Genomic DNA, 16,830 nt, shown 5'->3' with positions numbered 1-16,830 from the left:
CTCCGGCCCGCTCAGCAGCTGATCGGTCATGGGTTCGGCTCCCGAGGAGGTGGGGAGCCGGCCTGGTACCGGCTCACCTGCGGAGTTGAAGCACCGCGTGTGCCCTGTTCATTCCCGGGGCGGGACCGGGACCGTTCGTCGGCGGGCGGCTCGTCGGGGTCGATGGCCTGCGCCCCGGCGAGCACGTCGGCCAGCTCGGGGTCGCCGAGCGTCTCGTGCTCGACGAGCGCGTCGGCCAGCCGGTCGAGGGTGCGACGGTGCAGCGTGAGGATCTCGCGCGCCTCGGTGCGGGCCGTGCCCACCAGACGGGCCACCTCGGCGTCGATGGTGGCGGCGACGTCGTCGCTGTAGTCGGGCTCGCCCTGCACTTCGCGACCGAGGAAGGGCTCGCCGTGGCGGTGCCCGAGCTGCTGGGGACCGATGGCGTCGCTCATGCCGAACTGCGTGACCATGGCCCGGGCGATGCGGGTGGCCCGTTCGATGTCGTCGGCGGCACCGGTGGTGGGATCACCGAAGATCATCTCCTCGGCGGTGCGCCCGCCGAGCAGCATCGCCATGGAGTCGACCAGCTCGGCCCGGGTGTGCAGCACCCGGTCCTCGGTGGGCAGGGCGAGGGTCCAGCCCAGGGCCCGACCCCGGGCGATGATCGAGATCTTGTGGATGGGGTCGGTGTTGGGCAACACGTGGCCCACCAGGGCGTGACCCGCCTCGTGGTAGGCGATGACGCGCTTCTCGCGGTCGGACATCACCCGGCTCTTGCGTTCGGGGCCGGCGAGGAGGCGGTCGATGGCCTCCTCGCACTCCTTCATGGAGACGCCCTCGTGGCGGCGCCGGGCGGCGAGGAGCGCGGCCTCGTTCAACATGTTGGCCAGGTCGGCACCGGTGAAGCCGGGCGTGCGCCGAGCCAGGACGCCGAGATCGACGTCGTCGCCGAGGGGCTTGCCGCGGGCATGGACCTCGAGGATGGCCCGGCGCCCGTCGAGGTCGGGCTGGTCGACCACGATCTGACGGTCGAACCGGCCCGGGCGCAGCAGGGCGGGATCGAGGATGTCGGGACGGTTGGTGGCGGCGATGAGGATGACGCCCGAGGTGGCGTCGAAGCCGTCCATCTCGACGAGGAGCTGGTTGAGCGTCTGCTCGCGCTCGTCGTGGCCACCGCCGAGCCCGGCCCCTCGGTGACGGCCGACAGCATCGATCTCGTCGACGAAGATGATGGCCGGGGCATCGTTCTTGGCCTGCTCGAAGAGGTCGCGCACCCGGCTGGCGCCGACGCCCACGAACATCTCGACGAAGTCGGAGCCGGAGATGGAGAAGAACGGGGCACCTGCCTCGCCGGCCACGGCGCGGGCCAGGAGCGTCTTGCCCGTGCCCGGGGGCCCGAAGAGCAGCACCCCCTTGGGGATCTTGGCGCCGAGGGCCTGGAAGCGTTCGGGCTCGGCGAGGAAGTCGCGGATCTCGGCCAGCTCCTCGATGGCCTCGGCACAGCCGGCCACGTCGGCGAAGGTGACCTCGGGCGTCTCCTTGCCGGACGTCTTGGCCTTGGTGCGGCTGAACGAGCCGAGACGGCCACCGCCTTGCATGTTGCTGATGAGCCACAGGAAGGCCCCCACCAACAGCACCACCGGCAGCAGCTGGAACAGCAGCTGGGTCCAGATCGACTCGGACTGGTTGTTGGTCTCGATCTCCACGTCGCCGTCGACCAGGGCGGTGGTGATCGCCTCGCCGTACTCGCGGGGGTAGCTGACCTCGTACTCGGTGCCGTCCTCGAGCTCGCCCTTGACCGCGTTGTCGCGGTCCATGACCTCGGCAGTGGCCACCTCGCCGGCCGCGATGCGCCGCTCGAACTCGCTGAGGTCGAGCTCGGTGCGGTCCGTACCGCTGCGGGCCCGCACCACCAGCACCGCCACCACCACCAGGGCGACGGCCACCACCACCAACAGCCACTTGCGAGTGGTGGGGGAGATCTGGGACGGACGTGGCAGCTTCACGGTGACCGCGAGGCTACCGACCCCATGTCCCGGGACAACTCTCGGGCGGCCGATCCGGCCTCGGGGTCAGGGCCCGACGTAGGTCCGCACGTCGCGCAGCTCGCGATAGCGCTCGTCGATGTCGAGGCCGTAGCCGACCAAGAAGGTGTTGGGGAGGCGGAAGCCGACGTAACGCAGGTCGGGCTCGACCTTCTGCTGGCCGTCCTTCACGATCAGGGTGCACACCTCGAGGGTGGCCGGGTTCCTCGAGGCCAGGTTCTTCAACAGGTAGTTGAGGGTGAGACCGCTGTCGACGATGTCCTCGACGACGAGGACATCGCGACCGGAGAGGTCGATGTCGAGGTCCTTGACGATGCGCACCACGCCGCTGGTCTTGGTGGCGCTCCCGTAGGACGAGACGGCCATGAAGTCCATCTCCACGGGCAGCTCGATGTGGCGGGCCAGGTCGGCCATGAACATCACTGCGCCCTTGAGCACCCCCACCAGCAGGGGCCGGCGGCCCTCGTAGTCGGTGCTGATCTCGGCGCCGAGCTCGGCCAGGCGCCGGACGAGCTCGTCCTCGGAGACCACCACCTCACCGAGGTCGGGGTCGGTGGCATGGCGATCGACACCGGGGGAGTCGGGAGCATCAGGCACGAACGGCGAACGTAGCGCACCCCGGCCGCGCCGAAGGCCGAAGGCCGAAGGCAGGCGTCAGACGCCGCCGTGGCCCTCCGGCGCGTCGAGGCGCAGCCGTCGCTGCGTGCGAGCGACCCGCCATCCGCCTCCGACGTCGGTCGCCCGGTTCTCGCCGCGAGCCACGGCCATCACCCGCTCCACGGTGGCGGCGTCGGGCGGGTGCCCCTCCGCGCTGGTCGTGCGCAACCAACGGCGCAGGGCCTCGACGGCCACGGGCACCGGAGCCCGACGCAGGGCGACGGCATCGGTGGGATCGACGCCGGCGGCCTCGTCGCCCAGGTGATCGGCGACCGTGCGCAACACGTCGGCCTGGCGGGCCAGCAGCGGCACCGGATCGCGCCCGCCGATGTCGGCCATGAGGGGCAACAGCTCGTGGCGCACCCGGTTGCGCACGAACGCGGGGTCGGTGTTGCTGGGGTCGTGCACCGGGTCGAGGCCGAGCGCGGCGCACAGCGCATGGGTGTCCGCCCGACGCAGGGCCAGGATCGGGTGACGGGGCCCGGGTCGCATCCCGGCCAACCCGTCGAGGGCGGCGCCCCGCAGGAGGTTCACCAGCACCGTCTCGGCCTGGTCGTCCGCGGTGTGGCCGAGCGCGGCGCGCGATCCCAGCACGGCGTGGCGGGCCGCCCGGGCCCGGGCCTCGAGGTTGGACCCCGGCGCCACCTCCACTCGCTCGGCGCGGAAGCCCGCCCCGAGGCGGCGGGCGGCGTCGGCCACCACGTCCGCCTCCGTGTCCGATCCGGACCGCAGCCCGTGGTCGACATGCACCGCGGTCACCACGCAGCCCGCCCGCACGGCCAGGGCCAGCAGGGCGAGCGAGTCGGCTCCCCCCGACACCCCGCAGCACAGCTCGGCGCCCGGCGGCGGGAACCGGCAACGCCCGAGCAGCGCGTCGAGGGAGGGATCGGGCTGGAGCAGACCGGCGGCCATGGCGCCGACGCCTCGTCAGCCGACGGCCGAGAGGCGGTCGCCCACCCGATCGATCCAGAGCTGCGGTTCGCGGATCTCGGCCCGGCTGGGGAGGTTGCCCGGATCGTCCCAGGCCCGGTGCAACAGCTCGGGGCCACCCCGGCGCTCGACGGCCTCGATGAAGGCCTCCCCCTCGGCGTACTGGTTGAGCTTGGCCTCGAGCCCGATGATCTGCTGGAGCAGCTTGGCCAGCCCCGACGCCGACTGGCGGCGCTGGCGGAGGGCGCGCCCGAAGCGGTCGGCGCTGGGGACCAGGCCCTGTCCCGCGCGGTCCATGGTGATGTCACCGTGGCCCTCGAGCAGGCTCATGAGACCGGTGACCTGGTCGAGCACGGCCCGCTGCTCGGGCCCGGCCAACAGCGTGGCGATGCCACCGTCGGCGAGCGGGTTGCGCCCGGCGCGCAGCGACTCGGTGAGCTGCCCGAGGGCGTCGAAGAGGCGCTGGGGGTCGGGCTCGACCGCCTCGAGGGTCTGGTGGACCAACCCGATGAAGTGCTCGCGCAACCAGGGGACGCCCGTGAACTGGGCCCGGTGGGTCACCTCGTGCAGGGCCAACCACAACCGGAACTCACCGGGCGGGAAGGCGAACTGCTTCTCGATCGACAGCACGTTGGGGCCCACGTAGTACACGAGGTCCTGTTCGTGGGGGTTCTCCTCCTCGATGACCAACAGGTCGTACTGGCCCAGCACCCGGGTGCTCATCCAACCGAGCATCATGCCCAGCTCGGCCCCGGCGAGACGGGTGGTGACCGGGGCGAGGGGCGAGGAGTCGACCCGTTCGCCGAAGCGGTCGAGGAGGGGCCGCAGCAGCCGCTGGAACGAGGCCAGGTTGGCCCGCACCCACCCCGGTCGGTCGGTCACCCGGGCGCGAGCGGGACCGGCCAGGGACCGCAGGCCGGTCTCGGCCTCGACCAGTTCCTCGGCCTGGGCCGTGAAGCGGGCGAAGTCCGGGGCCAGCGAGTCGTGGTGGTAGGAGAGGGCGAAGGGCTCACGGCCGGCGACGCGGACGGCGACCTTCTCGGCGAAGGCCCAGTCGACTGCTCCGGCCATCGTCGCCTCAGCGCTTGGGGTAGCGGGGGACGACGACCTTGTAGACGTACATGCCGATGATGCCGACGACGAGGAGGATGGCCGGCACGACGAGAGCGACGCCGATCCAGTAGGACCAGACCACGGACAGGAGTTCCATGAGGATCGATCCTAGGGCCTGGGGCGGCGAACTCAGAAGGCGGCGCGGTCGTCGTCGTCGTCGGTGGCTTCGTCGCCGCCGAACGACAGCAGCGTCTTGGAGATCCGCAGCCGCAGCGACTCGGGCACCGGCTCGGTGGCCTTGGTGGAGATGACCATGCGCAGCTCGGCCTCGAAGTCGAAGACCTCCACGCACGGGTTGCAGCCCTCGAGGTGGGAGGCGATGGCGGTGCGCTTGGCCTCGGTGAGCTCGCCGTCGAGGAACGTGTAGATCTCCGCGAGGGCTTCCTCGCAGTCGGTGGGCCGGTCGTCGTGGTGGTGGTGGTCGGCCATGTCCGTCATTCGTCGTCGGTGCGGGACGAACCGGTGTGCGCCGGTTCGCGGTCGTCCGTCGGGGCGGTGTCGTCGACACTGGGCCGACGACCGGTGAGCCCACGTTCGAGGGCGAACTCGTACAACGCCTTCTGCAGCGACTTTCTTCCCCGGTGCAGGCGGCTCATGACGGTACCGATGGGGATGTCGAGGATCTCGGCGATCTCCTTGTAGGAGAACCCCTCGACGTCGGCCAGCAGCACGGCCAGGCGGAACTGCTCGGGGAGGGCCTCGATGGCGTCCTTCACCTCGGTGTCGGTGAACCAGTCCATGAGCTCGTCCTCGGCGCTGCGGCCGGCCTGAGCGGCCTCCAGCCCACCGAGGCGGCGGTAGAGGTAGAGGTCCTCGACCTCGTCCAGCTCGGTCTCGTCGGGCCGGCGCTTCTTGGAGCGGTACGAGTTGATGAACGTGTTGGTGAGGATGCGGTACAGCCAGGCCTTGAGGTTGGTGCCCTCCTGGAACCCGCCGAACCCTCGGTAGGCCTTGAGGTACGTCTCCTGCACCAGGTCCTCGGCATCGGAGGGGTTGCGCGTCATGCGCACAGCGGCCGCGTAGAGCGACGGCATGTACTCCATCGCCTGGTCCGCGAACGTCGCCTGGTCGGCCATCGATCCGTTCTAGCAGCGATCCGTGCCGACCACCCCTCGGCCGGGGCCGACCCGGCCGCCCCTCCGACGCCCGGCAGTGGCTAGCTTTCGGGTCCATGGGCCTGTGCCGCGACCTCGGTTACCGCCACCAGCCACCCAACGTCGTGCAGCGCCTGGTGCAGTCGGGCGCGTCCACCCGACCCGGGGCCTGGCTGTTCGCCCGGTTGCTGCCCCCGCTCGACCGTCTCACCCACCGCCTCACCCGGGGCCGCGCCAGCCTGCCGGGCGTGCTCGCCGGCCTCCCGGTGCTCACCGTCACCACGACCGGGCGGCGCAGCGGCCGACCCCGCAGCACGCCCCTCATCTCGGTGCCCCTCGACGACGACCTCACCCTGTTGGGCACCAACTTCGGGCAGCCCTCCACCCCGGCGTGGGTGCTCAACCTGGAGGCCGACCCCGAGGCCACCGTGGAGTACCGGCAGCGATCGGTCCGGGCACGGGCCCGGCCCGCCACCGACGACGAGCGCGAGCGGATCTGGGCCGCCTCGGCCGGCATCTACGGCGGCTACCGCGCCTACCAGGAGCGGGTCACCTCGAGGACGATCCGGCTCTTCGTGCTCGAACCGCTCGACGGCGGTGCGGGTGATGTCCCCGAGGGACCGACCCCGACGGGTTCGTGACCCGTCGACGGGTCCTCCTCTGCGAGCCCTACGCCACCGCATCGCACCGGGCGTGGGCCGAGGGGCTGGCCGCCCACAGCGGTCACGACGTCACCGTGGTCACGCATCCCGGCACGTCGTGGAAGTGGCGGATGCAGGGCGCGGCGCTGACCATGGCCGAACAGGTCGACGGGCACGTAGCCCTCCATGGCCGCCCCGACGTGCTCGTCGTGAGCGAGATGGTGCACGTGCCGGCCATGCTCGGGATGGCCCGGCGATCGCTCGCCGGCGTTCCCGTCGTCGTGTACTTCCACGAGAACCAGCTGACCTACCCCCCGCCCCGCGAGGGTCCCCCGGATCACACCTACGCCATGACCAACTGGCTGAGCATGGCCGCCGCCGACCGGGTGGTGTTCAACTCCGAGTTCCACCGCACGGAGGTCCTCGACGCCCTGCCGGACTTCCTGTCCCGCTTCCCGGATCGCCGCCACGACCACCGGTTGGACGAGGTGGCGGCTCGTTCGACGGTGGTGCCCATCGGCGTCGACGCCGAGCTGTTCGTCCTCCCCGACCGCCCGCCGGACCCCGACCGGGTGCCCTTGGTGCTCTGGAACCACCGTTGGGAGTACGACAAGGCTCCGGAGGACTTCTTCGCCGCGCTGCACGCGCTGGCCGACCAAGGGGTCGCCTTCGAGGTCGCCGTCGCCGGCGAGAGCTTCCGGGTGGTTCCTCCCGCCTTCGCCGAGGCGCGCGACCGGCTCGGGCCACGGATCGTGCACTTCGGCACCGCCGACCGGGCCGGCTACGTCGACCTCATCGGCCGGGCCGACGTGGTCGTGAGCACCGCCCGGCACGAGTTCTTCGGCATCGCGGTGGTGGAGGCCATGGCCGCCGGCGCGTCGGCGGTCCTCCCCCGGCGCCTCGCCTACCCCGAGCTCGTCCCCACCCCCGAGCCGTACCTCTACGACGACGAGGACGACCTGGTGCGGTCGTTGCGCACCGCCCTCACCGACCACGAGGGCCGCCGCGCCGCCGCCGGCGCGGCCCGGGCCCACGTCGCCCGCTTCGCCTGGCCCACCGTGGCCGCTACCTACGACGCCCTCGTCGACCAGCTGAGCGAGACGCCGGGGCCGACCACGTGAGGCACGGCTCGGGCCGCTCGGTCACGAGGGACCCCTTGCCCGGAGCGGGGGATCTGTTGGAGCCCGAGAGGAGAATCGAACTCCTGACCTGCTCATTACGAGTGAGCTGCTCTGCCGACTGAGCTACCCGGGCGGGTCCGACGATGGTAGCGCCCCGCCCCGGCGTCGGGACCAGCCCGTGGCGGGCGGACGACGACCGCCCCGCGGACGCTCCTCGACCGGCCTAGCGGGTGTCGAGGTTGCTGAGGCGGACGAACAGGGCCACCAGCTGGAGGCGCTCGTTGGGGTTGCGCACCAGTTCGTCGGCCAGCTCGGTGACGGCGTCGATGGCTGCCAGCGAAGCCTGGGGGCGGGCGGCGACGGTCAGCTCGTCGCGATACCGACGGGCCAGCTCGGTGAGGCCGGCACGGATCTCGTCGGTGCGATAGCGACGCTCCTCGCGCTTGTGGCGGGCCACCAGGTCGGCCCGCCCGGACCCCCGCTCTCCCCGGGCCTTGACCCGCTCCTCGAGCTCGGCCAGCTCGGCGGCCTGAGCCTCGGCCAGAGGGGCCATGGCGTCGGTGATCATGGCCAGCAGCTCGTCGGCCGCCTCCACCGCCCGACCACCGGTGCCGTCGAGGCGGTCGGGCACGGCGTGCCAGGCGCGGCGGCGCAGCGCCACGCGGTCGTCGGTGGCCAACAGCCGGGCCCGGCGCAGATCGCCCACCGCGGCGGCGGCCGCATCGGCGGCGCGCTCGGGGTCGACGCCCTCGGCCACCAGCCGCTCGGCCACGGCGGCGTCGTCCACGGCCGGAACGTCGATTCGCACGCAGCGGCTGGCGATGGTGACGAGGTCGGCGGTGAGCTGCTCGGCCAGCACCACGAAGACCGTGCCCGCCGGCGGTTCCTCGATCGACTTGAGCAGCTTGGGACCGGCTGACGTGACGAGGTGGAACTCGTCGAGGACCAGGACCTTGGGTCCGCCCTCGACCGAAGCCCGCCAGGCGGCGGCGATGATCTCGTCGGCCTGCTCCACCGAGATCGAGGCGCCCTTGCGTTCGATCACGGTGAGGTCGGGGTGGGCCTCGGCCAGGGCCAGGCGGGCGTGGCGGGCCGCGTCCGGGCCCACCCGGTCGCGTGAGAGCAGCGCGGCGGCGAAGGCGGCCGCCAGGGCCCGCTTGCCGCTGCCTCGGGGCCCCACCAGCAGGTAGGCGTGCACCGGGGCGTCGACCGCGGCCCGCAGCTCGGCCACGGTCGCGTCCTGGCCGACGACGTCGGCCCACAGGTCGACCCCCTCGGCCTCGGCGCTCAGCACGGGCTGCTCGGACAACGACGTCATGGGAGCAGTTGTAGCCGCTCGCGCACGACGGCCCGCACGGCGTGGTGGACCTCGTCGACGGGCCGGTCGCCGTCGAGGACCACCCAACGGTCGGGCCGGGCCTCGGCCTGGCGCAGGAAGCCGTCGAGGACCCGGGCGTGGAACTCGTCGCCGGCGGCCTCCATCCGATCGTGCTCGCCGCCGAGGCGCAGAACGGACACCGACGGGGGCACGACCAGCACGACCACGAGGTCGGGCCAGCACCCCGCAGTGGCCCACTGCGAGAGCGACTGGACCTCGTCGGGAGGCAGCCCCCGCCCATAGCCCTGGTAGGCGACGGACGAGCCCGCGTAGCGGTCGGTGACCACGTGGCGGCCGGCGGCCAGCGCCGGGCGCACGACCTCGGCCACGTGCTGGGCCCGGTCGGCGGCCATGAGCAACGCCTCGGCCCGGTCGTCGAGAGCGTGGGTGTCGGGTGACAGCATCAGCGCCCTCAGCTGGGCGCCGATGGCGGTGCCGCCGGGCTCACGGGTGAGCACCGCCCCCAGCGCGTCGGCGAGAAGGCGGGCCTGGGTGCTCTTGCCGCAGGCCTCGCCGCCCTCGAAGGCGATGAAGCGACCCTCCACGGGGGCGGTCACCGGTGACCGTGCCCGGAGGGGTGCGCAGACGACTGGGCCCGCGACGCCCGCTCACCGGCCCGCAGCGATGCCCACGCGGCCAGCCCGGCGCCGACGATGATGACCGCGGCCAGCCACAGGGCCAGCCGGACCCCCGGGACGGCCAGCTGCAGCCCGAGGACGTCGAGCTCGCCGCCGACCAAGGCCTCGGACAGACGACCGAGCACTGCGGCCAACAAGGGGCCGGCCACCATGGAGATGAGCACGCACAGCCGCACCAGGGTGGTGAGCGAGCTGAAGACCCGGCCCCGCAGGTCGTCGGGCACGTTCTGGTGCAGCAGCGAGAAGCCGAGCACGTAGACCGGCCCGACGCAGACCCCCATGAGCGCCACGAAGCCGGCGGCCACCCACAGCCCCGACGACGAGGCGGCGGCGAACAGCGCCACCCCGGCGAAGACCAGTGCGGCGGTGAACACCCGGGCCTGGGGCAGTCGCTTCTGCAACATCGAGACGCCGACGGCCCCGACCGCCACCCCGACCCCCAGCGCGGTGGTGAACACGCCGTAGCCGGCCACCCCCGCGTCGAGCACGTCGGTGGAGAAGACGGCACCGAGGGGGATGAGCATGCCGCCGCCGATGAGCCCGGTGGCCAGACCCAGGTTCACCGCGCGGATGGTGTGGTTGGCGGCGATCTCGCGCCAGCCCTCGGCGAGGTCGGCGAGGGTCTCCTTGAGAGCGGCGCCCACGGCCCGCTCGGCCTGCACCGCGTCGGCCGCGTCGAGGGGCCGGTTCGAGGAACGACGGCCACCCAACGGGAGTCGGCTGATCATCCAGGCGGCCACCAGCAGGGCCAGCACGTCGACGTAGAAGGCCAGGGCCATCTGGTTGTTCTCGAGAAAGGCCAGACCGGGGATGGCGCCCACCCACACCGAGACACCGGCGAGCAGGGCGAAGAGGGCCGACGCGAACGGGAACGTGCCATAGGCGGCGGCGAGCGACAACGAGTTGGCCGTGGTGAGGTGGTCGTGGGGGACGAGGTTGGGCACCTCGGCCTCCTTGGCGGGCGACCAGAGCAGGGTCATCACCTCGAGCGCGAGGGAGGCCACGACCAACATGAGCACGCTGTCGACGAACGGCAACAGCCCCACGATGACCGCTCGCCCGAGGTTGCAGACGACCATCACCTTCTTGCGGTCCCACCGATCGACCAGCACCCCGGCGATGGGGCCGAAGACGAAGCCGGGCACGATGCGGGCCGCCATCACCAGCGACACCGCCCCGGCACCGGCCCCACCGCCGACCTTGGTGGCCAACACGATGATGGCCGAGAAGGCCAGCCAGTCACCGGTGGCGGAGATGAGCTGCACCAGCCACAGGCGGAAGAACTCGTGGGAACCGAAGAGCCGAACGTGCCATCCCGGGCGATCCTGCGCCGACGGCGGGAAGTGCGTCTCGGTGTCGGGGTGCTCGGCCAGGGTGGCGGCCAGGTCGGCGACGCCGGGCAGGGGCATCTGATCGGGGCCGCGATCGGGCTCTTCGAACGGCTCGGACTGAGGGCGCGGCACGGCCACCGGCTCACCTTAGGGGCGCGTCGGAGGCCGTTCGGGCACCCACGACCATCGTCGCCTCCCGCCTCAGCGCTCCGGTGGAGCCTTCTTGGCGGGGCGGGCGCGGGCCCCCACGGTGCGGCTGACGGTGGAGCTCACCCCGTCGCCCGCAGCCTTCTTCTTGGTGGCCTTCTTCTTCGTGGCCTTCTTCTTGGCGCCGGCCTTGGTGGCTCGCTTCTTCGCCGGCTTCTTCTTCAGGCCCACCTCGCCGTTGGCCACGGCGTCGCGTCGGGTCTGCAGGAGCTCGGCGCCACGCTCCGGGCTGAGGCTGGACGGTTCGTCGCCGACCCGCAACGAGGCGTTGGTCTCGCCGTCGGTCACGTAGGGGCCGAACCGGCCGTCCTTGACCACCATCGGCTTGCCGGTGACCGGGTCGGGCCCGAGCTCGGCCAACGGGGGCTTGGGGGCGGCCCGGCCTCGACGCTTGGGCTCGGCGAAGAGCTTCAGCGCCTCGTCGAGGGTGACGGTGAAGAGCTCCTCCTCGGCACCCAGGCTGCGGCTGTCCTTCCCGTCGGCGCCCTTGGTGAGGTAGGGACCGAACTTGCCGTTCTGGGCGGTGATGACGTCGCCGTCGGGGGCCGTGCCCACCACCCGGGGCAGTGACAGCAGGCGCAGGGCCTCGTCGAGCTCGATCGTCTGGGGGTCCATCCCGGCGAACAGCGACGCCCGCTTGGGCTTTCCGTCGGGATCGTCGTCGACCTCGCCGAGCTGGACGTAGGGACCGAACCGCCCGTTCATCACCAGCACCGTGAGGCCCGTGTCGGGGTCCTCGCCGAGGGGCTTGCCGCCCTTGGGCATGGCCAGCAGCTCGAGGGCGTGCTCCACGTCGAGGTCGGCAGGGGGCAGGTCGTCGGGGATGCTGGCGGTGTCGGTGCCGCGCTGCACGTACGGGCCGTAGCGGCCCGGCTTGGCCACCACCGGCACCCCGGCAGGGTCCTCGCCGATGGGGAAGGTGTTGATGGCCGCCGCGTCGATCTCCGGCAGCCGGTCGGTGACGAGGTCGCGCAGGCCGCCGTGGCGCTCACCACTCGTCTCCCTCGGTCCGAAGTAGAAGTCCTCGAGGGTGGGCACCATCTCGGCGTCACCCACCGAGATGGCGTCGAGGACCTCCTCGAGCTCGCGGGTGAAGCCGTAGTCGACCAGTTCGGCGAAGTGGCGTTCGAGCATGGTGGTGACGGCGAAGGCGGTCCAGCTCGGCACCAGCGCCGACCCCTTCTTCCACACGTACCCGCGGTTCTGGATGGTCTCCATGATGGAGGCGTAGGTGGAGGGACGGCCGACGCCGATCTCCTCGAGCTTGGCCACCAGGCTGGCCTCGGTGAAGCGAGCGGGGGCCTTGGTGGTGTGGCCCTCGGCCGACAGGTCGCTGGCGTCGAGCGCGTCGCCGGCGGTGAGGGCCGGGAGGCGGCGCTCCTCGTCGTCGTCGCTGCGCCACGGCTCCACCTGCATCCAGCCGCGATCGGTGATGACGGTGCCGGCGGCGGAGAACTCGGCATCGCGCCCCGACCCGGTGAGCGCACCGAGGCGCACGGTGACGGTCTCGCCGATGGCGTCGTTCATCTGGCTGGCCACGGTGCGGCGCCAGATCAGCTCGTAGAGGCGGGCGTCGCCGGGTTGCACCTCGCGCGCCACCTCCTCGGGGCTGCGGAAGCGGTCGCCGGACGGACGGATGGCCTCGTGGGCCTCCTGGGCGTTGGCCACCTTCTTGGCGTAGCTGCGCGGGGCCGACGGCACCGACGCGGCGCCGAAGCGCTCGGTGGCCTCGGCGCGCGCCGCCTCGACGGCGCCGCTCGACAGCGCCGTGGAGTCGGTTCGCATGTAGGTGATGTAGCCGTCCTGGTACAGGCGCTGGGCCATCGACATGACCTGCTTGGCCGAGATCTTGAGGGCCCGACCGGCCACCTGCTGCAGGGTGGAGGTGATGAACGGGGCGAACGGCCGCTTGCGGTACGGCTTGGACTCCACGGACCGCACGGAGAACGGTGCGTCCTCCAGCTCGGTCGCCAACGTGCGGGCCCCGGTCTCGTCGAGGACGAGGCGATCGTCGCGGGTGAGCTCGCCCTGCTGGGAGAAGTCCCCACCCGACGCCAACCGGGTGCCGTCGAGGGCGACCAGCTTGGCCCCGAACGCCGGGGCCTCCTCGGTGTCGCCGGCCGCCGCCGCGGCGGCGAAGACCCCCTCGAGGTCCCAGTAGCCGGCGGGGACGAACGCCATGATCTCGCGCTCGCGCTCCACCACCAGGCGGGTGGCGACGCTCTGCACCCGGCCGGCGGAGAGCCCGGGGTTGACCTTCTTCCAGGCCACCTCCGAGACGTCGTAGCCGTAGAGGCGGTCGAGGAGGCGACGGGTCTCCTGGGCATCGACCAGCCGGTTGTTGAGCTCACGGGGGTTGGCGAACGCCTCACGGATGGCGGGGGCCGTGATCTCGTGGAAGACCATGCGGTGCACCGGCATGGTGCTCGGCGGCTTGAGGACCTCGAGCAGGTGCCAGGCGATGGCCTCGCCCTCGCGATCCTCATCCGTGGCGAGGTAGAGGGCGTCGGCGTCCTTCATGGCCCGCTTGAGCTCGGTGATGACGCTCTTCTTGTTCTCGGGGACGACGTAGTAGGCCTTGAAGCCGTTGTCGGTGTCGATGGCCAGTCGGGCCCACTTCTCCTTCTGGACCGCGGCCGGCAGCTCCTTGGCCCGTCGGGCCAGGTCCCGGACGTGACCGATCGACGCCAGCACCGTGGGCGCGGCGGCGACCTGGGCGTCCTGGCCGAGGAAGGCCTGGATCTTCTTGGCCTTTGCCGGGGACTCGACGATGACGAGGGGACCTGCCATGGGCGACAGGGTTGGCCCACTGCGCTGCCGCTGTCAATCGCCGGCCCTCGGGCGACGCCCCGAGCGGAGCTACGGTCGAACCGCCTCGCACCTCGACGAAGGGTCCGCCCATGGACTTCGACCTCAGTCCCCGCGCCGCCGATCTCCACGCGCGCCTCCTCGCCTTCATGGACGAGGCCGTGTACCCCGCCGAGCCCGTGTTCGCCGAGCAGATGGCCGCCTCGGGCGACCCCCACTTCCATCCTCCGGTGATGGAGGAGCTCAAGGCCGAGGCCAAGGACCGGGGCCTGTGGAACCTGTTCATGCCCCACCGCACCGAGTGGACCCCGGACCCGGTGTCGAACACCGACTACGCGCCGCTCGCCGAGATCACCGGACGCAGTCCGCTCGGTCCCGAGGCCGTGAACTCCGCCGCACCGGACACGGGCAACATGGAGATCCTCGCCCTGTTCGGCACGCCCGAGCAGAAGGAGCGGTGGCTGGTCCCGCTGCTCGAGGGCGAGATCCGCTCCTGCTTCGCCATGACCGAGCCCGACGTGGCCTCGAGCGACGCCAAGAACATCCAGCTCTCGATCCGCCGCGAGGGCGACGAGTACGTCCTGAACGGTCGTAAGTGGTGGATCTCGGGGGCGGCCAACCCCCGCTGCGAGGTCGCCATCGTCATGGGCAAGACCGACCCCGACGCGCCCACCTACAACCAGCAGTCCATGGTGCTGGTGCCCATGGACACCCCGGGCCTGACCATCGTCCGCGACCTGCTGGTGTTCGGCTACAACGACCGCGAGGGGCACTGCGAGCTGCGCTTCGACGACGTGCGGGTGCCGGCCGCCAACATCCTCGGGGAGGAGGGCAGCGGGTTCGCCCTGGCCCAGGCCCGCCTGGGGCCGGGCCGCATCCACCACTGCATGCGCTGCATCGGCATCGCCGAACGGGCCCTCGAGCTCATGTGCGCCCGGGTCGCCGATCGCGTGGCGTTCGGCAAGCGCCTCGCCGAGCAGGGCGTGATCCAGGAGTGGATCGCCGACAGCCGCATCGAGATCGAGCAGGCCCGTCTGCTCACCATGAAGGCGGCCTGGCTCATGGACACCGTGGGCAACAAGGGGGCCCGGGTCGAGATCTCGGCCATCAAGGTCGTCGCCCCCAACATCGCTCTGCGCGTGGTCGACCGGGCCATCCAGGCCCACGGCGGGGGTGGCGTCTCCCAGGACTTCCCCCTGGCGGGCATGTGGGCCGGTCTGCGCACCCTGCGCTTCGCCGACGGCCCCGACGAGGTGCACCGCATGCAGCTGGCTCGCCGCGAGCTGCGCCCCTACCTCGAGGCGGCCGCCGCCGAGCCCACCTCCGGCGACCTCGGCGTGGCCCGCTGACCGATCCCCTCTGCCGCCGATGTCCCGGGCGGGCGTGCTAGCCAGGGACACGTGCCAGTCCTCGTCACGGATCGCAGTGCGGAGCGCACCCGTGAGGCCGCCGGCTGGGTGATCGCGGTGCTCGGCGGCTTCGGCGTCACCGCCGTGCTGTCGATCGCCGGCCAACCCCGCCAGTACTTCGCGGGCGCCTGGTACATGCTCGTCGTGGCCGTCGCCTCCCTCGTGGGCGGGTGGAGGGCCGGTGCCCTGGCCGTGCTCACCGCATCGGCCGGCCTGCTCTGGGCGGTGCTGCCTCCCCGACGGGAGCTGTCCGTCGACGACGCCGGGGACGTGGGCGCCCTCGTGGCCTTCTTCGCCGCGGCCGTCGTGCTCGTCGTCCTGGTGCGCTCACGCGACCGGGTGCGCCGCCTCGCCGAGGGGCGCAGTGCCCGCAGCACCCACCTGGCCCAGCTCATGGAGGGTCTGTCCCGGGCCACCGGGGTCGAGGAGGTCATGGCCGCCTCGCTCGACTGGTGTCGCGATTCGCTCGGCGCCACCCGATCGCTGCTCACCCTCAGCCTCGACGACGGGGGGCACGGAACCCGCGAGGAGTGGTGGTCGGGGCACCGCCTGGTCGACGACGAGCTGCGCATGCGCGCCGACGAGCTGTTCGACCACGGCGGCACCTTCGTCGATCGCACCGGGGTCATCGCCGCCCGGCTCTCGGCCCCCGCCGGGCCGGTGGGGGTGCTGGTGACCGACCTCGGACCGGAGGCCGCCCTCGACGACGAGGACGTGGAGGCCCTGTCCCTCGCCGCCGCCAACATCGCCCACGCCGTGGCCCGAGCCCGCCTCCACGAGCGCGAGCACGCCGTGGCCGACGAGCTCCAGCGCACCCTGCTGCCACCCGACCTGCCTCGCATCCACGGCTTCGAAGCCCGAGCCTGGTTCCGACCTTCGGCCCACGACACCGTGGCCGGGGACTTCTACGACGTGGTGGTCGACGGTGACCACTGGATGGCCGTCGTCGGCGACGTGTCCGGCAAGGGGGTGCAGGCCGCGGCGGTGGCGACCGCGGCTCGCCACACGTTCCGGGCCGCCGCCCTCCACGGCAGCTCGCCGGCCGAGACGGCCGCCATGATCGACCGCGCCATCGTCGCCCTCCGGGAGCCGGGCCTGTTCTGCACCGCCGTGCTGGCCGCCGGTCGCCAGGGCTCCGGCCGCGCCAGCGTCGTCGTGGCCGGCCACCCGGTGCCGTTGCTCGTGCGCGGCGACGGCGAGGTGGAGGCCCTCGAGGCCTCCACCACGGTGCTCGGCGCCCTTCCCGACCTGGCCCTCGACCCGACCGAGGTGCACCTCCGCGCCGGCGACTCCCTCGTCGTCTACACCGATGGCCTCACCGACGGCCCGGGCGGAGGCGTCGACGTCGCCCGCCTCCTGGCCGGCGCCACCTCCGACCAGCTCGTCGGGCGCCTCGACCGCCTGCGGGCCCCGGGGGGTCGCGACGACGTGGCCGTGCTCGCGCTCACCCGGACCGGCTGAGCCCTCGCCTCAGAG

General features: G+C 72.3%; 15 protein-coding genes and 1 tRNA gene. 4 read left to right on the top strand and 12 right to left on the bottom strand.

The genetic code is table 11. The features are described 5' to 3' along the window. Nucleotides 1-26: 26 nt before the first annotated feature. The 7 genes from ftsH to LUW87_RS12395 form a co-directional block, all read right to left on the bottom strand. Complete coding sequence (gene ftsH / locus LUW87_RS12420; RefSeq protein ID WP_346742542.1) at nt 27-1,988, bottom strand: ATP-dependent zinc metalloprotease FtsH; 1,962 nt, start codon at nt 1,986-1,988, stop codon at nt 27-29. A gap of 66 nt (nt 1,989-2,054) precedes the next feature. Further along, nucleotides 2,055-2,624: a hypoxanthine phosphoribosyltransferase gene (hpt, locus tag LUW87_RS12415; protein WP_232671490.1), complete on the bottom strand. Its 570-nt coding sequence runs from the start codon at nt 2,622-2,624 to the stop codon at nt 2,055-2,057. A 57-nt stretch (nt 2,625-2,681) separates the two neighbouring features. Continuing rightward, nucleotides 2,682-3,596 (bottom strand): tRNA lysidine(34) synthetase TilS, encoded by a 915-nt coding sequence (tilS, locus tag LUW87_RS12410; RefSeq protein WP_232671489.1) that lies wholly within the window; start codon nt 3,594-3,596, stop codon nt 2,682-2,684. A gap of 15 nt (nt 3,597-3,611) precedes the next feature. Further along, nucleotides 3,612-4,685 carry a zinc-dependent metalloprotease gene (locus tag LUW87_RS12405; protein ID WP_232671488.1) on the bottom strand — a complete coding sequence of 358 codons (1,074 nt, stop codon included), beginning with the start codon at nt 4,683-4,685 and terminating at the stop codon, nt 3,612-3,614. Between the two features lie 7 nt (nt 4,686-4,692). After that, nucleotides 4,693-4,824, bottom strand: coding sequence for a hypothetical protein (locus LUW87_RS18875; RefSeq protein WP_283251061.1), 132 nt, complete (start codon nt 4,822-4,824; stop codon nt 4,693-4,695). Nucleotides 4,825-4,856: 32 nt separating this feature from the next. After that, on the bottom strand, nt 4,857-5,165 hold the full coding sequence (rsrA, locus tag LUW87_RS12400) for a mycothiol system anti-sigma-R factor (RefSeq protein WP_232671487.1): 309 nt from the start codon (nt 5,163-5,165) through the stop codon (nt 4,857-4,859). Beyond that, nucleotides 5,162-5,803 (bottom strand): sigma-70 family RNA polymerase sigma factor, encoded by a 642-nt coding sequence (locus LUW87_RS12395; RefSeq protein ID WP_283251060.1) that lies wholly within the window; start codon nt 5,801-5,803, stop codon nt 5,162-5,164. Before LUW87_RS12395 ends, rsrA begins: the two co-directional genes overlap by 4 nt. A 95-nt stretch (nt 5,804-5,898) precedes the next feature. Here LUW87_RS12395 and LUW87_RS12390 point away from each other — a divergent pair, with 95 nt between their 5' ends. Both LUW87_RS12390 and LUW87_RS19305 read left to right on the top strand, forming a co-directional pair. Then, on the top strand, nt 5,899-6,462 hold the full coding sequence (locus LUW87_RS12390; RefSeq protein ID WP_232671486.1) for a nitroreductase family deazaflavin-dependent oxidoreductase: 564 nt from the start codon (nt 5,899-5,901) through the stop codon (nt 6,460-6,462). Beyond that, nucleotides 6,459-7,583 (top strand): tRNA-queuosine alpha-mannosyltransferase domain-containing protein, encoded by a 1,125-nt coding sequence (locus LUW87_RS19305; RefSeq protein WP_232671485.1) that lies wholly within the window; start codon nt 6,459-6,461, stop codon nt 7,581-7,583. The genes LUW87_RS12390 and LUW87_RS19305 overlap by 4 nt, the downstream gene beginning before the upstream one ends. Nucleotides 7,584-7,640: 57 nt before the next feature. Here the strand turns inward: LUW87_RS19305 and LUW87_RS12380 are convergent. The 5 genes from LUW87_RS12380 to topA all read right to left on the bottom strand — a co-directional run bounded on the left by LUW87_RS12380 (nt 7,641) and on the right by topA (nt 13,927). Further along, nucleotides 7,641-7,716: transfer RNA gene (locus LUW87_RS12380), tRNA-Thr, on the bottom strand. Nucleotides 7,717-7,806: 90 nt separating this feature from the next. Continuing rightward, nucleotides 7,807-8,901 (bottom strand): AAA family ATPase, encoded by a 1,095-nt coding sequence (locus tag LUW87_RS12375; RefSeq protein ID WP_232671484.1) that lies wholly within the window; start codon nt 8,899-8,901, stop codon nt 7,807-7,809. Next, complete coding sequence (gene tmk, locus LUW87_RS12370) at nt 8,898-9,518, bottom strand: dTMP kinase (RefSeq protein WP_232671483.1); 621 nt, start codon at nt 9,516-9,518, stop codon at nt 8,898-8,900. The genes LUW87_RS12375 and tmk overlap by 4 nt, the downstream gene beginning before the upstream one ends. After that, nucleotides 9,515-11,068 carry an MFS transporter gene (locus tag LUW87_RS12365; protein ID WP_232671482.1) on the bottom strand — a complete coding sequence of 518 codons (1,554 nt, stop codon included), beginning with the start codon at nt 11,066-11,068 and terminating at the stop codon, nt 9,515-9,517. Before LUW87_RS12365 ends, tmk begins: the two co-directional genes overlap by 4 nt. A gap of 63 nt (nt 11,069-11,131) precedes the next feature. Beyond that, nucleotides 11,132-13,927 carry a type I DNA topoisomerase gene (topA, locus tag LUW87_RS12360; protein ID WP_232671481.1) on the bottom strand — a complete coding sequence of 932 codons (2,796 nt, stop codon included), beginning with the start codon at nt 13,925-13,927 and terminating at the stop codon, nt 11,132-11,134. A gap of 110 nt (nt 13,928-14,037) precedes the next feature. Here topA and LUW87_RS12355 point away from each other — a divergent pair, with 110 nt between their 5' ends. Beyond that, the gene (locus LUW87_RS12355; RefSeq protein ID WP_232671480.1) at nt 14,038-15,294 is read left to right on the top strand and encodes an acyl-CoA dehydrogenase family protein; all 1,257 of its coding nucleotides are present in this window, start codon (nt 14,038-14,040) and stop codon (nt 15,292-15,294) included. A 51-nt stretch (nt 15,295-15,345) separates the two neighbouring features. Continuing rightward, nucleotides 15,346-16,815 (top strand): SpoIIE family protein phosphatase, encoded by a 1,470-nt coding sequence (locus tag LUW87_RS19300; protein WP_232671479.1) that lies wholly within the window; start codon nt 15,346-15,348, stop codon nt 16,813-16,815. The last annotated feature ends 15 nt before the right edge of the window (nt 16,816-16,830 follow it).

The sequence above is a fragment of the Rhabdothermincola salaria genome (genome assembly GCF_021246445.1).
Classification (GTDB): domain Bacteria; phylum Actinomycetota; class Acidimicrobiia; order Acidimicrobiales; family Acidimicrobilacustridaceae; genus Rhabdothermincola_A; species Rhabdothermincola_A salaria.
Note: the sequence above shows the minus strand (reverse complement) of the source record. Positions and strands in the feature narration are given on the sequence as shown.

Excerpts from the sequence above, each read along its gene's own strand:
- tilS (WP_232671489.1), bottom strand. The coding sequence starts at position 3,596 with ATGGCCGCCGGTCTGCTCCAGCCCGATCCCTCCCTCGACGCGCTGCTC.
- LUW87_RS12405 (WP_232671488.1), bottom strand. The coding sequence starts at position 4,685 with ATGGCCGGAGCAGTCGACTGGGCCTTCGCCGAGAAGGTCGCCGTCCGC.
- LUW87_RS18875 (WP_283251061.1), bottom strand. The coding sequence starts at position 4,824 with ATGGAACTCCTGTCCGTGGTCTGGTCCTACTGGATCGGCGTCGCTCTC.
- rsrA (WP_232671487.1), bottom strand. The coding sequence starts at position 5,165 with ATGACGGACATGGCCGACCACCACCACCACGACGACCGGCCCACCGAC.
- LUW87_RS12395 (WP_283251060.1), bottom strand. The coding sequence starts at position 5,803 with ATGGCCGACCAGGCGACGTTCGCGGACCAGGCGATGGAGTACATGCCG.
- LUW87_RS12390 (WP_232671486.1), top strand. The coding sequence starts at position 5,899 with ATGGGCCTGTGCCGCGACCTCGGTTACCGCCACCAGCCACCCAACGTC.
- LUW87_RS12375 (WP_232671484.1), bottom strand. The coding sequence starts at position 8,901 with ATGACGTCGTTGTCCGAGCAGCCCGTGCTGAGCGCCGAGGCCGAGGGG.
- topA (WP_232671481.1), bottom strand. The coding sequence starts at position 13,927 with ATGGCAGGTCCCCTCGTCATCGTCGAGTCCCCGGCAAAGGCCAAGAAG.
- LUW87_RS12355 (WP_232671480.1), top strand. The coding sequence starts at position 14,038 with ATGGACTTCGACCTCAGTCCCCGCGCCGCCGATCTCCACGCGCGCCTC.